Origin of the sequence: Vibrio sp. (assembly GCF_047973365.1) — a bacterium.
Classification (GTDB): Bacteria; Pseudomonadota; Gammaproteobacteria; order Enterobacterales; family Vibrionaceae; genus Vibrio.
On sequence record NZ_JBKEBW010000081.1, the window covers coordinates 1 to 14977 of the forward strand.

Annotated in this window: 13 protein-coding genes and 6 tRNA genes; 6 read left to right on the forward strand and 13 right to left on the reverse strand. The window is 44.0% G+C overall.

Annotated features, from left to right (window positions below; all coding sequences use genetic code 11):
- Window positions 1–219 precede the first annotated feature (219 nt).
- The 6 genes from ACK5MF_RS10875 to ACK5MF_RS10900 all read left to right on the forward strand — a co-directional run bounded on the left by ACK5MF_RS10875 (window position 220) and on the right by ACK5MF_RS10900 (window position 1393).
- Window positions 220–304 (forward strand) — tRNA-Gln (locus ACK5MF_RS10875).
- Between the two features lie 262 nt (window positions 305–566).
- A tRNA-Leu gene (locus tag ACK5MF_RS10880) sits at window positions 567–651 on the forward strand.
- A gap of 25 nt (window positions 652–676) precedes the next feature.
- Window positions 677–751: transfer RNA gene (locus ACK5MF_RS10885), tRNA-Gln, on the forward strand.
- Window positions 752–989: 238 nt separating this feature from the next.
- A tRNA-Leu gene (locus tag ACK5MF_RS10890) sits at window positions 990–1074 on the forward strand.
- A gap of 26 nt (window positions 1075–1100) precedes the next feature.
- Window positions 1101–1175 (forward strand) — tRNA-Gln (locus ACK5MF_RS10895).
- A 133-nt stretch (window positions 1176–1308) separates the two neighbouring features.
- Window positions 1309–1393: transfer RNA gene (locus tag ACK5MF_RS10900), tRNA-Leu, on the forward strand.
- Between the two features lie 627 nt (window positions 1394–2020).
- Here ACK5MF_RS10900 and ACK5MF_RS10905 read toward each other — a convergent pair.
- The 13 genes from ACK5MF_RS10905 to ACK5MF_RS10965 all read right to left on the reverse strand — a co-directional run.
- On the reverse strand, window positions 2021–3160 hold the full coding sequence (locus ACK5MF_RS10905; RefSeq protein WP_416922096.1) for a flagellin: 1140 nt from the start codon (window positions 3158–3160) through the stop codon (window positions 2021–2023).
- A 391-nt stretch (window positions 3161–3551) separates the two neighbouring features.
- Window positions 3552–4745, reverse strand: coding sequence for a flagellar hook-associated protein FlgL (gene flgL, locus ACK5MF_RS10910; protein ID WP_416922098.1), 1194 nt, complete (start codon window positions 4743–4745; stop codon window positions 3552–3554).
- Window positions 4746–4757: 12 nt separating this feature from the next.
- Complete coding sequence (gene flgK, locus ACK5MF_RS10915; protein WP_416922100.1) at window positions 4758–6632, reverse strand: flagellar hook-associated protein FlgK; 1875 nt, start codon at window positions 6630–6632, stop codon at window positions 4758–4760.
- A gap of 177 nt (window positions 6633–6809) precedes the next feature.
- Complete coding sequence (flgJ, locus tag ACK5MF_RS10920) at window positions 6810–7751, reverse strand: flagellar assembly peptidoglycan hydrolase FlgJ (protein WP_416922102.1); 942 nt, start codon at window positions 7749–7751, stop codon at window positions 6810–6812.
- A 10-nt stretch (window positions 7752–7761) separates the two neighbouring features.
- Entirely contained in the window at window positions 7762–8847 is a 1086-nt protein-coding gene (locus tag ACK5MF_RS10925; protein ID WP_416922104.1) for a flagellar basal body P-ring protein FlgI, read from the reverse strand.
- A gap of 116 nt (window positions 8848–8963) precedes the next feature.
- Window positions 8964–9743 (reverse strand): flagellar basal body L-ring protein FlgH, encoded by a 780-nt coding sequence (gene flgH / locus ACK5MF_RS10930; RefSeq protein WP_416922116.1) that lies wholly within the window; start codon window positions 9741–9743, stop codon window positions 8964–8966.
- A gap of 83 nt (window positions 9744–9826) precedes the next feature.
- Window positions 9827–10615 (reverse strand): flagellar basal-body rod protein FlgG, encoded by a 789-nt coding sequence (gene flgG, locus ACK5MF_RS10935; RefSeq protein WP_416922105.1) that lies wholly within the window; start codon window positions 10613–10615, stop codon window positions 9827–9829.
- 20 nt (window positions 10616–10635) lie between these two features.
- Window positions 10636–11385, reverse strand: a complete 750-nt coding sequence (gene flgF, locus ACK5MF_RS10940; protein ID WP_416922107.1) for a flagellar basal-body rod protein FlgF — start codon at window positions 11383–11385, stop codon at window positions 10636–10638.
- Between the two features lie 205 nt (window positions 11386–11590).
- On the reverse strand, window positions 11591–12895 hold the full coding sequence (flgE, locus tag ACK5MF_RS10945; RefSeq protein WP_416922108.1) for a flagellar hook protein FlgE: 1305 nt from the start codon (window positions 12893–12895) through the stop codon (window positions 11591–11593).
- Window positions 12896–12923: 28 nt separating this feature from the next.
- Window positions 12924–13631: a flagellar hook assembly protein FlgD gene (gene flgD / locus ACK5MF_RS10950; protein WP_416922110.1), complete on the reverse strand. Its 708-nt coding sequence runs from the start codon at window positions 13629–13631 to the stop codon at window positions 12924–12926.
- 17 nt (window positions 13632–13648) lie between these two features.
- Window positions 13649–14065: a flagellar basal body rod protein FlgC gene (gene flgC, locus ACK5MF_RS10955; RefSeq protein WP_416922112.1), complete on the reverse strand. Its 417-nt coding sequence runs from the start codon at window positions 14063–14065 to the stop codon at window positions 13649–13651.
- A gap of 5 nt (window positions 14066–14070) precedes the next feature.
- On the reverse strand, window positions 14071–14466 hold the full coding sequence (gene flgB, locus ACK5MF_RS10960; RefSeq protein WP_416922114.1) for a flagellar basal body rod protein FlgB: 396 nt from the start codon (window positions 14464–14466) through the stop codon (window positions 14071–14073).
- 294 nt (window positions 14467–14760) lie between these two features.
- Window positions 14761–14977: IS3 family transposase (locus tag ACK5MF_RS10965; protein ID WP_416919910.1), on the reverse strand; the 217-nt coding region annotated here is incomplete at its 5' end.

Here is a 14977-nt window from a genome sequence, read left to right on the forward strand (position 1 = left end):
CTAACGAGGCTTTTGATGCCCCTGTCTATCCCCCTGGCTCAAATCCAGGTAGACCGGCCATTTATCAAAACGGTAGTGGCTAACGAGGCTTTTGATGCCCCGTCTATCCCCCTGCTTCGGCTCAAGGAAGATCTGCCATTATTGGTAACTAGCTGGTTTTAGACGAGTTATTACAACAATTAATTGAACTCTGAATTCAATTAATTTACAGATTAAGATGCGGACATGGCGAAATTGGTAGACGCACCATATTTTGGTTCTGGCGCCGCAAGGTGTGAGAGTTCAAGTCTCTCTTTCCGCACCATTATTTAGATGAGCAATCATCTCTGTTTGTCTATAGCCAAGCGGTAAGGCAGCGGCTTTTGATGCCGCCATCCCCTGGTTCGAATCCAGGTAGACCTGCCATTTATTAAAACGGTAATGGCAAGCAAGGCTTTTGATGCCCCTGTCTATCCCCCTGGTTCGAATCCAGGTAGACCTGCCATTATTTAAGTGTTTTGTTTGAAGAACAAATCATTACAACGATTAAGTGAAGACCAATATTCAGTTAATCTACAGATTAAGATGCGGAAATGGCGAAATTGGTAGACGCACCAGATTTAGGTTCTGGCGCCGCAAGGTGTGAGAGTTCAAGTCTCTCTTTCCGCACCATATTTAGATGAGCAATCATCTTTGTAGGTCTATCGCCAAGCGGTAAGGCAGCGGCTTTTGATGCCGCCATCCCCTGGTTCGAATCCAGGTAGACCTGCCATTTATTAAAACGGTAGTGGCTAACGAGGCTTTTGATGCCCCTGTCTATCCCCCTGGCTCAAATCCAGGTAGACCGGCCATTTATCAAAACGGTAGTGGCTAACGAGGCTTTTGATGCCCCGTCTATCCCCCTGCTTCGGCTCAAGGAAGATCTGCCATTATTGGTAACTAGCTGGTTTTAGACGAGTTATTACAACAATTAATTGAACTCTGAATTCAATTAATTTACAGATTAAGATGCGGAAATGGCGAAATTGGTAGACGCACCAGATTTAGGTTCTGGCGCCGCAAGGTGTGAGAGTTCAAGTCTCTCTTTCCGCACCATGATTTAGATGAGCAATCATCTCTGTAGGTCTATCGCCAAGCGGTAAGGCAGCGGCTTTTGATGCCGCCATCCCCTGGTTCGAATCCAGGTAGACCTGCCATTTATTAAAATGAATAACGGCAAGCAAGGCTTCTGATGCCTCTGTCTATCCTCCTGCTTCGGCTCAAGGTAGACCTGCCATTATTACAACGATTAATTGAAGACCAATATTCAGTTAATCTACAGATTAAGATGCGGAAATGGCGAAATTGGTAGACGCACCAGATTTAGGTTCTGGCGCCGCAAGGTGTGAGAGTTCAAGTCTCTCTTTCCGCACCATCATTATGAAACCCAGCTTAGGCTGGGTTTTGTTTTATCTGCTGTATTCCAGCTTTTCATAACGAATACCATTCTGGAAAATTGCTGATCAGTGAATAGGCATTGATAAGTAAACCCTTTGAGCTAAGAATGGCTAAACGGAGCCCCATGGAAGCACGTTCTTATAAAAATAAGGCGTGTTTGTGTTCGATGCCCATTCGCTGTTCCACCAATGCCCAATTTGATCATATTTTTATCTAGGATGGTATTAATCTTATTGGTAAGTCTCAACAAAGTAGTTCAAATCGACCTATAACCTTTGATTAAAAATAAACAAAATCAATAACAATCAATGTTTTACAATTAATCAGAAATAAGAAAGGATATTTAGAAAGACTTTTACCTAAAGTAATAGATTACAGGCAAAAGAAAAGCCCCTTCCTTTGAGAGAACCGGGGCTGTTGGTGGTAGCCAAGCCATGTGGAGATCAAGAGAAATGAACACATTTCGGCCAACCTGGGGCGTATGAATATTATCCAGTGACAAGCAGGGTGTAGATTGAGAGAGCCTGCCACTTTCTAATGAACATACTTTGCCAAAGGGTCTTCATTAGCCTACGTCTAGACTTATTAATGAAGAGTCCTAATACTACTGCAATAGTGAAATTGCAGAGTTTGGCAACTGTTTCGCTTGAGCGAGAATTGATGTACCCGCTTGTTGCAGAATTTGAGATTTTGTAAGTTGCGTTGTTTCTTTCGCAAAATCGGTATCTTTGATACGACTCTTAGACGCTTCAACGTTTTCTTGGATGTTCGCCAAGTTACTGATACTGTGGCTTAAACGGTTTTGTTTCGCACCTAGATCTGCACGCTGTGAATCTACGTATTTCAGCGCAGCGTCAATAATACCAACCGCGTTTTGTGAGCCACCAACCGAAGTAACATCAATATCTTGAACGGTGATGTACTTACCACTTTCAGTGCTCAAGCCCAGTTCACCAGCCAGACTACCGCCAATGTTGAAGTCTTGTGCTAGGTCTGGTTCAGCAATGAAGATTTGTAGCTTGCCCTCTTCGTCTACTGACGCTTTGAACACGTCTGTTTGACCATTGATGTATGTGGCAAGTTCTTCGATATCGTCACCAACTTTAGCTTGAACACTTACCGTCTGAGGCTCACCGTCTTTACCAGTAAACTCGAAAGTCAGTTCATTTGCATTGGCTGGTACGCCCCAATCTTTTGTTTTGCCCTGCTCTGAAACGTACTCCATACCACCCATACGAGGTTCATCAGCACGGATACTGGTTAAGCCCATAATGATTGCTTCACCAGAACTAGAACCAATCTGGAATGATGCCTCACCAAATGAACCGTTAAGCAGTTTACGTCCACCGAATGAGGTGGTTTCTGCGATACGGTTTAGTTCGTCTTGCAGTGCAGACACTTCTTCATTCAGTGCTGTACGTTCAGATAACGAGTTGGTGCCGTTCGCTGATTGCAAAGATAGGTCACGCATACGTTGTAGGATGCTGGTTGACTCATTCATTGCACCTTCTGCAGTCTGTGCAATCGAAATACCATCGTTGGCATTGCGCATTGCGACATCCAGACCACGAGACTGAGCCGTCAAACGGTTAGAAATTTGTAGGCCCGCGGCATCGTCTTTCGCACTGTTGATGCGGTTACCAGACGACAAGCGTTCCATAGATGTGTTTAGCTCGCCAGTCGCTTTGTTTAGATAACGCTGCGCAGTCATTGCCGACACGTTGGTATTTACATTAATGGTCATAGTTTGCTCTCCTATCGAGTCCGCAAGTATTTTGCGAAGCGGTCAGCTTTACTCTTTGGAAGCACTGACCGTAAATAACTTGCTAAATCTGCACCCTGTGCCGACTTAAAAAATTGTTTAATTAACACTGATATTACTAATTCAATATGTGTGCCAACTTTAAAATTTAGTTTAAATATTTTAAAATCAACTAAATTTCAATAAGTTACTAGAAACCTCAATTTAATAACGCTAGAACATTGAGAGATTCATAGCCTGCGGCAATAGCTCTTTGCCGCGTATTTGCCGCCTTCTTATTGACTAATTTCCAATCAATCGGTTAAGCGGCAATGGTTGTTTTATTCATCACATTTCACTTTGCTCATATGGCATTGCTCATATGGCACTCAAGTTAGATGTAATTAAACAGAGTTAAATCTTTAGTTTTGCCGAACGCTTGCTGAGACGCTTGCAATGCTCGGGAGTTTTCGTTGAATTCAATCACAGCTTCTGCATAGTCCAAATCTTCAAACTGACTTTTTGACTTTGCTAAGCTGATTTTGAAATCTTCGTGTTGTTCTTCTTGAATATCTAACGAGCTCAAACTAGCACCGATATTAGTGTGCGACTTGTTCAAGTGAATGAAAGCCGTATGCAGTTCTTCTATCACTTGATGTAGTTTTGCTGTCGAAGACGCATCGGATACCGAGCGAGATGAGTATTCGACGGCATCTTTAAAACTGTCGAAAATGCTGAAAGTTTTACGCGGCTCGATGCTAATAGAATCACCTTTGGTGATTTGCCCTTTAATAGCGATCGATAAACCTTGGTATTGAATTCCGGTTTTGCCGTCAAACTCATCAGCCTGAACAATGCTACCGTTACGCTCAAGTTGATAACCAAACTTGCCGTTCTCCATATCAACGAAAGTCACTTTATAAGTAGCCGTATCATCCACATCACTGTTGGACGCACGTTCAAGTAGCAGCTCAGAACCTTCTTGCAATGCATAGTTAGGTTCGTAGTCACCAAATGGGTTTGCAATTTCCATGAAGATCTTGCTGCCCGGTGTGTTAAATGGGATCTCTAAACTATTAGATATCTTCATTTTTCTCTGATAATCATCACCGGAGTAGGTTACATTGCCTGCGTTATCCCGGAAAAACGGCTGATTTTTAGGCTTAGTACCGGCAAAGATATAGTTACCCATCTCATCCTGAACATTGGCTAAATTCAGAAAGTTATTTGAAATTTCTTGAATTTGGCGAGCTAACGCACCACGATCTTCACTCGACAAAGTACCGTTGATCATTTCCATCACGTGGCGCTTAGCCTGATCGGCAAACTCTTCTGCGTTGGTAACAATAACCTCTTGGTGTTCAAGGCGATTTCTCACCAAAGTAATCGCATCTAAATACTGGCGTATCTGTTCCTCTTGTTGAGAAACATTTTGGATATAGTGTGTCGCTAACGGATTATCTGCCGCCGACAAAAGTTTTTTACCTGAAGCAAGTTGTGCTTGGTTATGATGAACTTTCGATTCTTGACGACGCATGTCGTTTTGAACAGATTGATAGTTATGGAAGCTGGAAATTCGAGTTAACATTTATTCTTCCTCCTATCTCAACTGTAAAATAGTGTTAAACGTATCGTTCGATGCTTGGATGATGCGAGACGATGCCATATAAGCTTGTTGAAACTTCATCATGTTTGCCGCTTCTTCATCCAGATTGACACCAGAAACTGAAGCAATGCGCTCTTGTGCAGACTGCTTTTCTAATCGAGAAACGTCGGTCAAACGTGAGGCGGTTGAAAGCTTCAAACCAAAATCCGTATTGAGATTGTGGTAGAGATCGATGATGGTTGAGTTGTTATCATTCATCTCTTTATCGGTTTGAATGTTGATCATTTTACGTAAGTTGCCGTTGTCACCTTCTGAAGCAACAAGGTTTGCCGTAAATTTATCATCCGGCAATGCACCGCCGGAGAGTTCAAAAATAGTGCCTTGGACATTAACAGGGCCTGACGGTGGATAATCTTGAGGTTCCAATAAGATATTGCCCTTGGTATCCGTCACCGCAAACTGATCACCAAGCGGAGAAATGACGACTTCGAACTCACGAATTTCGCCCGCTTCAAGGATTTTGAACTTCGCTTTGCCCTGAGCAAGAGTGGTTGATGCTTCATAACTTTGAGCGGCAATTTTCGCCGGATCGTCGGTGATAAGCTTAATGTCTTTAGCACCGTTACGAGTAGGACGTAAAATCATGCGCTCGCCAGTTTTTGGGTCATTATTGATTTGAATTCGCATACCATCGAAATAAATATTGCCGCGAGATTCCTGCACAATGACTTGTTCGCCACTCGGACGCGTAATGACATAATCGCTGCCGTTATAAGATAGTGAATACTCACCACCGCTCAGTTGGCTAATATCGTCAATGTAAACGGCGAGATCGGCTTTTGAATCTGCTGGCGTCACAACACGATCACGCGCAGCTATATCTGAGTTCACATCAGAAAAAATGTTATGCCCTACATCACCACGTAGATCCAAACCTTGCCATTGCAACTTATTCACCTCATATGAGAATGACGTTGCCAAACGACCAATTTCATCCATAACATAAGGGATATGTTCGTCACGCATGTCCATTAAAGCGCCAATTTTGCCGCCAATGTCTTTTGCCGTAATCGGTTTAATTGCGTTACCTTCAACCATGGCAAGACGACGCTGTTTAACATCAGGATAACCATCCATCATCTTCAACTGACTTGCTTCAGTGCCGGATACCAGTGTGTGACCGTTACCAATGTGAACATTAAATCCTTCCGCATTTTTACGAGGAGTGACAGTCACATTAGTATACTCAGCAAGTTCAGCCACTAGCTTTTCGTGCTGGTCCATCAGGTCGTTATGAGGACCTGGCACTTTCATCATCAAGCGCTGCAAGTCTCGAATTTCAATGGCGATTTGGTTAATGCGTTCCACACCGACATCAAGACCTTTGTTGGTCACATCAAATTGACGACGCACAGTTTCATGGAAATCGTTTAAGTTCTGAGAAATCAGATTGGCTTTTTCCAATACCACTTTACGTGCGCCCACATCGTTTGGTGAGTCAGCTAAGCTTTTAACCGCATCAAACCATTCGTTGAGGTTCTCTGGAATTTTCTTAGACGCTACCGATGAGAGCAATTTAGATAACATATCGAGATTTTGTTCAGTATCACTCTTAAACGCATATTCGGAAGTGGCAATGTTGAGCTCTTTAACGGCAAACTGATCCCATGAGCGGCGAACATTGTCCACATGCACGCCCATACCATAGCTTTGTCCGCCGTATTGGCGAGGCATATTGGTCCCTTGGATCACAGACTGACGACTGTAACCCTCTGTATTAACATTAGAAATGTTATGACCTGTTGTATTGAGTTGTCTCTGAGCGGTTAATACGCTTTGCGTTCCCACATTCAGAAGATCAGACGCCATACTGCCCCCAAAAAACGAATAAAACATCAGTGTTCACTGACTATCTACAGGGTATAAAGCAACATGTGTGCCATTTTTATTTTTTGTTAATAAGTGCAGGAAATGTAAGAAGAATTAATTATTAAGGTAAATATTGAGAGGCAAAAAAACCGGAGAAATATCTCCGGCTAAAACTGATTACAATTCGTCCATTTGGTCAATTTGAGACTTCACTCGGAGGACTTTATCAGCGTATTGAGGATCGGTCGCATAACCCGCTTGATGAATACCTCGGATAAACTCTTCGTCACTGCCTTGATGGTTAAGTGCCGTATTGTAACGAGGGTTCTGTTCCAAGAAACGAACATAGTCGTTAAAGCTATCCTGGAAAGAGTCGTAAGAACGGAATGTGGCTTTTTCCATTACAGGCGTATTCTGATGGTATTCCAAAGTTTGCGTGGCAACTTTGTTTCCTTGCCAGCTACGGTCCGCTTTGATGTTGAAAAGATTATTGCTACTACCGCGGGCATTTTTAACCACTTTCTGTCCCCAGCCGGTTTCCAATGCCGCTTGAGCAATTAGTAGAGAGGCATCAATGCCCAACGTTTTTGCCGCTTTATCCGCAAAAGGCTTCAATGATGAAACAAATGAACGCGGTGATTCAAAATTTGCTACCGGTTCAGCCGCGGCAGCCGTGCCATTCACCATTGCGAATTCACTGTCATCACTCATTTCAGCTCGGTTTGCCTGAGCTTCGCGAGAACGCTCCACACGACGCATCGCTTCTTGGAATGCATCTTCGCCGCCTGTTGGTGATTTCTCACCAGCAGACAACTGAGCCACAATCATATCTGCTAAGCCAAGAGAGCCTGATGCACTCAGTTCACTGGTCATCTGCTCATCGAGCATTTGGCGGTAAAAGTCTTCATTTTGGCTATTAAACAGCTCAGATTTAAAACCAGAGTTTGCATCACGCATCGATTTCAACATCATGTTGGTAAAAATCGATTCAAATTGTCGTGCCGCTGCCGTTAAAGCCGCTTTTTCGGAACCTTCATCACCACCGACGGCTTGCTGACGCAGTTTATCTAAGCTGGCAATGTCATGAATAAAGCCAATATCGTTAGAGTTATTAATCATCTTAATCCCCTTAGATAATGATCAGTTGACCTTCAAGCGCACCCGCTTGTTTTAGCGCTTGCAAAATTGCCATCAAGTCAGAAGGAGCTGCACCAACTTCATTTACCGCACGGACAAGTTCATCTAGCGTGACACCGGGTTCAAGTTTAAACATCTTGCCCTGCTTCTCTTCCACTTCAATGGTCGAATCAGGAACCACAACCGTTTGACCGCCAGAGAATGCATTAGGTTGACTTACATTGAGATTTTCTTTAATTGCAACGGTCATACCGCCATGGGTCACTGCCGCCGGTTTTAGGCGAACATGCTGCCCAACGACAATAGTACCTGTACGTGAGTTAACAATGATTTTTGCCGAGCCGTCTGCTGGGTCAAAATCTAAATTTTCAATGGCTGAGAGAAATGCAACACGTTGACTGACATCGCGTGGTGCGCGAACACGAACCGAAGCAGCATCAACGGCTGAGGCCATTTGTGGGCCCAGAAAATCATTGACCGCGTCTGCCATGCGTTGTGCTGTCGTGAAATCAGATTCGAGCAAGTTAAAGGTAATAAAATCACCGCGACCAAATGGTGTCGGTACTTCACGTTCAACAATCGCACCACCGGAAATCATACCCACCGCAGGGTTGTTACCCACCACTTTTGAACCATCTGCGCCAGAAGCACTAAAGCCGCTCACAACTAAATTGCCTTGTGCCACTGCGTACACCTGACCATCCAAACCTTTCATAAAGGTTTGCATCAATGTGCCACCACGAAGGCTTTTTGCTGAGCCGATTGAAGAAACCGTAATATCCACGGTTTGACCTTGCTTCGAGAATGCAGGCAAATCAGCAGTCACAATAACAGCGGCAACGTTTTTGGTTTTTGGTTTCGTGCCAGGTGGCAATTGAATGCCGAAACTTTGCAGCATGGCATTAAAGCTTTGGTCGGTAAATGGTGTTGACTCACCAGTCCCCGGCAAACCAGTGACCAAACCGTAGCCCACTAATTGGTTATTACGCACACCTGCTACTTGAGCAACATCTTTGATGCGAGCAGCGTTAGCGCTTGCTGTTACTAGCATCATCAATAATAAAGTGAGTTTTTTCATAGTGGGTTACCGTTAACGTTAGGTCTGCCGACCTGAATTCCAAAAAACAAATGAGGCCAATTAGGCCTCATCGATATCAACTTAAAAATGTCAATTGTTCGACTGTGGAGCTTAATCTACAGTGAGACATTAAAAAATCGTGCCAAGAATCCAGGTTCTTGCATATCTTGGTTGGTTCCGGTGCCAGAATATTGAATTCGCGCGTTAGAAATACGCGTAGAAGCAATGGTGTTATCGAAATCAATATCATCAGGACGAATCGTGCCGCTTAAACGAATATACTCATCACCAGTGTTCAGACTTATCCATTTTTCACCACGAATCACTAGGTTGCCGTTAGCTAAAACTTCCGTCACTTCGACTGTAATCGCACCCGAAATACTGTTGCTCTGGTTCGCTTCAGCACTGCCGCTGAATTTATTGTCATTTTTTAATGCATACGAGAAATTATAATCACCGACGGTTAAGTTTTGCCCGCCAACCGCAAGTGGATCCATCGATGCATCATTAGATTTTGACAGATCGGCATCTGCGCTCTTTGCCGCCTTGGTTTTTTCATCCAAATTAACAGTAATAATGTCACCGACGCCACGGGGCTTAGAATCATCGTATAGGCTAGTAGAGTTTGCTAAATTAAAGAGCGACCCCGTTTCTGCAGCATAGTGTTCTGGTTTTGCTTTAGGATGAATGGGTGCCCATGCCGGATCACCAGCCACAGGATCCGTACGTTTACGTAGTGTATCAACAACACCGGTATCCTCTTCTGAGGATTTGTCACCTTCGACAGCATCAACGACCGTAGTTCCGGCAGCGACGTCTGAGGTTTCGACTTCTTCTGGCAATATTCCGCAGCCAGATAAGGTCAAAATAAAAATTAGGCTAATTAAACGTTTCATCATCACTATCTCTCAATCACTCATCATCAAGCAAACTGATTGTTATTGGATTATAGCTATTGGGTTACATAGCTATATAGGGCTTATAGCTGTTGGTTCGCATAGCTCATCATCTTGTCTACCGCAGAGATAACTTTCGAGTTCATCTCGTAAACACGTTGCGCTTCAATCATGTTGACCAACTCTTCAGTTACGTTAACGTTAGAGCTTTCCAACATCGATTGCCGAATACTGCCTAGTCCGTCTAAACCCGGTACACCTTCTTGAGGATCACCACTTGCCCCTGTCGGCAAGTAAAGATTCTGACCAATCGGCTCTAAACCGCCCGGGTTGATGAAGTCTACCGTTGTGATCTGACCTAACACTTGGTTATCTTGCTGACCACGAATACGGGCAGAGACTTCACCGTCATTGCCAATAGTGATGGATATAGCGTCTTGTGGAACCACAATTTCAGGATCTAACGGGTAGCCCGCACCTGACGTGACTATCACACCTTCATCGTTCAGCGTAAACTGACCGTTTCGCGAATAACCTATGTTGCCGTCTGGCATCAGGATTTGGAAAAAACCATCTCCTTCGATCATCATATCCAGACTGTTGGTGGTCGTTTGTGCGTTACCGTTCGTGTGTACTTTTTGTGTTGCCACGACTTTAGAACCCGCACCTAACATCAAACCACTAGGTAGTTCAGTGTTCTGAGACGACTGACCACCAGGTTGGTTAATATTTTGATAGAACAAATCTTCAAACACGGCACGACTCTTCTTGTAACCAACCGTTGATGCGTTTGCTAAGTTGTTCGAAATCGTCGCAATATTGGTTTGCTGCGCGTCGAGGCCTGTTTTACTTACCCATAATGCCGGCTGCATACTAATTTCCTTTCAATTGGTTAGCTCATACGAAGCAGAGAGTCGGATGATTTATCCATGTCTTCTGCCGTGCTCATCATTTTGACTTGCATTTCAAACTGACGCTGTAACTCAATCAGGCTGGTCATTTCACCAACCGCGTTGACGTTACTTCCTTCTAAGGCTCTGGTCAGAATTTTTACATTGGCATCTGCGTCGTATGCCGCGTTGGGATCTTTTGCGCGGAAAAGACCATTTACATCTTTATATAAATCTTGGTTGCTTGGACGAACAAGTTTGATTCGGTCGACAATTTCCATCGCATCCGCAGGAGCCCCTTGCGGGCGAACAGAGATAGTACCGTCATTGCCGATTTCAACTTTTGTCACTGGTACTGGTAACGTGATCGGAGCGCCCGCTTCACCAAGTACTAAATGACCATTACCGTTGAGCAAAAGCCCGGTTTGATCGATCTGCAAATTGCCGTTACGAGTTAAGCCTTCAGCGCCGGTTTTATCTTGCACCGCAATCCAGCCATTACCTTGAATCGTCACGTCCAAATCACGTCCCGTAGTGATCACGCTGCCTTGCTGGAAATTGTTTCCAGGGCGTTCAGTCATACTGAACACTCGGCTAGGCAGACCGTCACCGTATGCTTGCATAGAACGAGCTTGTGCTAAGTCGGCACGAAAACCGGTTGTGCTTACGTTAGCCAAGTTGTTCGCTTTTAGCTGCATCGCTTGCATATTTTGCTTTGCGCCACTCATAGCGAGAAACAATGCACGGTCCATAATTTGCTCCAAAATTCGTCTGTTACGAATAATAAAGCAATAGATGTGCCAAGTTTTATTTTAATTATAAAACAATAAATTAGAGAAAAATGAAGGGATATCGAAGGGGAAAGTTGCCGCGGCAATGTGGCAAAACGGGTAATCCTATCAAGCCAGCGTTGCCGCTGGCTTGATAGACCAGATGATCATAGATACGAAGATCGTATTATCGAATCTGCAGGATGTTTTGTTGTAGCTGGTTGTGAACTTCTAGCGCACGTGAGTTTGCCTGGAAGTTACGTTGAGCAGAGATCAAATCCACTAACTCTTGGGTCATATCAATGTTGGATTGCTCTAGAGTACCGTTGTTGATCGAACCGAAAGAGCCTTTGTTTGATTCCCCCCAGATCTTGTCGCCAGAGAACTGAGTTGAATCCCATTGAGTGCCACCTTTCTTATCCAGACCTTGTTCGTTAGATACACGAACTAACGCAACACGACCTAAGGTGACGTTTTCACCGTTTGAGTAAGTGCCTAACACACTACCATTTTCGTCAAAGTCGATCTTAGTTAAGAAACCCGTTGTTGCGCCATCTTCATCAAATTTAGTCAATTCAAATGGTGCAGCAAACTGAGTTGCTGAATCGAGACCAAAGGAGAGTGTTTGGTTTACATCTGCGCCATTTAGGTTAAGTGGGTTAGCACCTGCGCCTAGTGGTTCAGAAACAATTGGCTGCCCGTTATTTATACTTGCCAACGTACCGTCATTGTTAAATCTCATGGTGTGACCGACTTGACCACTGGCGGTTGTTGCATCACCGCCAGTGATATTCAAAGGCTTCTCACCTTCTTTGTCAGTCACAGTGTAATAAGTTTGCCACGAGTTTGACTGACTTTGGTCTTTCAAATAGTACGTAGTTAACTTATACGACTGCCCCATTGAGTCATAAATGGTCGATGACGTTGAGCGGTTGTAAGTTTCAGGGTCATTGTAGTCAAACAGCGCTGGATCTTTCAGCTCGCCGTTTGCCGGAAGGTTCACACCTACTTCAATGTTTGCCGTTTGTTTTGGTTTACCAAACTCAGCTGGAATGTTCAGTGGTTGTGGTTCATACGAAAGCACATCACCTGTATCAGGGTTTACCTGATAACCCAGTAGGAACTCATCATTCGACGTCACCATGTAATTGTCTTTGTTGATGTGGAAAGCACCGTTACGCGTCAATTCATTTTGTTGTGGAACGAGGCGATCTTTAGATACCGCGAAAAAGCCCGTGCCCGAGATACGTAAGTCCATTGGGTTGTTGGTATAAATACTTGAACCTTCGTGGAACTGCTGGGCAACTTTATTCGCTTGAACGCCGCCGCCAGGAGCAGTTTTAGCGTTGGTAAATAAAGAGCTTGAGTAAACATCACCGAACTCAGCACGAGACTCTTTAAAGCCGAATGTGTTTGCGTTCGCAATGTTGTTACTGGTGGTGTTCAGGTCTAACTGAGCAGCAGATAAACCGCTAAGAGATACATATGACATTCCAAATTCTCCTATCTAGCTAGCATAACTATGCTTTGCCAACTTCAAGTACTTCAGCAAGTTTCACTGGTGATGTGAAACCAGCTAGATTGAGTAGTACGTTACCATCACCTTTACCTAATAGAACACTATTGACATTAGCGTATGTTGATACACCGAATTCAGTACTTGCCCCATCAAGTAGACCAGCCGCTTTTACTTTGTATTTGCCAGCCGGCAATGGATTACCGTTTTGATCTTTTCCATCCCATTCGACACGGTTGTCACCGGCCGGTTTCGCTCCTACGTCCATAGTACGAACTAGCTGTCCCATTTCGTCTTCGATACGAACAAACAAGTTGTCTACCGAACTTGGAAGCTTCACCATTGCCGCCATGCCTGCATCATCTTTCTTCACACCTGCAGCACCAGGAACCAGTACATCACGACCTACCAGTGACGATGCTTGCAAGGCTTGGTTAGAGGTCATGGCTGAGTTTAAACTCTCAAACTGAGTGTTCATCTTGCCAATACCATCAACCGTCGCAAATGATGCCATTTGCGCAATCATCTGATCATTGCTGACCGGCTTGAAAGGGTCTTGCTGAGAAAGTTGCTTCGTGAGCAGGGAAAGAAAATCTTCTTGTTTAAGATCTTGTTTACCTGTGGTCTCATTCGGTTTCTTCTGATCTTGAAGAGCTTTCAGCTGGTCAACATAGGACAAGCCGCTTTGACCAATGTTATCTATTCCGGCCATACGCTAACTCCTTATCCTTATTGACCCATCTGCAGCGTACGCAGCAGCATTTGTTTACTTGCATCTGCAACTTGTACGTTCGTTTGATATGAACGTGATGCAGAAATCATATTTGCCATTTCTTCCATTACATTGACGTTAGGTTTGTAAATATAACCTTCGTCATTTGCAAGTGGGTGATCAGGGTTGAACTCCGCAGTCAGTGGTTTATCACTTTCCACAATACCTAACACTTTCACCGGCACGTTTGGGTCGCGGTTATAACGTGCTTTACTTAACTCGGCACCGAACACTGCATGACGCGCCTTGTAAGTATCTTTAGCAGAGCTACTGATACTGTCCGCGTTAGCAAGGTTACTGGAGGTGGTATTTAGACGAACAGACTCAGCGCTCATCGCAGAACCTGTTGTGTTAAACACATTAAATAAGCTCATCTAAATTACTCCCCTCTGATTGCTTTGGTTAAGTTCTTGAATTTACTTCCTAAGAAGTCGAGTGATGCCTGATGACGAATCTGGTTTTGCATAAACAAGTTACGCTCTAAATCCACATCCACCGTGTTGCCATCACCGGTGTCAGGTTGAGTGGGAACGCGGTAAAGCGTTTCCCCTGCCACAGTCGTAGAGGCAGAAATATGCCGACCGTCCGTACGGCTAAGACCAATGCTTGCCCCCGAACTTGCCGCCTGCAAAGCTTTTTTGAAGTCCATTCCTTTCGCTTTGTACCCAGGTGTATTCGCTTGCGCAATGTTGCTAGAGATAACCTCTGCATTGCGTTCACGAACACCCACCGTGTGCTGGTGTATGCCGAGTGCGTTGTCAAAAGAAATAGCCATACTTTGCCTCTTAGATAAGAACTGACCGTTAGTCATAGATTAAAAGCAATTAGCGTACCAACTTTTAAAATTGCTAATTTACGATTAATCTTTTCTTGTGTTGCACCGTTTAGGTAGCAAAAAACACGCCGTTTTTGGCAGTAGCAGACCTATAAATTTAGAGATTTGGAATGTCTCTCTTTAGGTATAGAACAGAGAAAGAAAAAGCCCAACACTTGGCTGTAATGCCAATCAGTTAAGAGAATCCTCGTTCCCATGCTCTGTGAAGTGACCCCATAAAGTTGGACATTTCTGTTAAGCGGCTTGCAAGGCCTGATTTCGATATTCTATCGGAGTCAGGCCTTTAAATTTCACCTTAATCCGTTTTGTATTGTAATACTCTATATATTCTTCGATATTTGCAATCAGTTCATCAGCATCAGTGAAGCTTTGACCGTGATACATCTCTGTTTTGAGTAAAGCGAAGAAGTTTTCAGCCACTGCATTATCTAAACAGTTTCCTTTTCTCGAC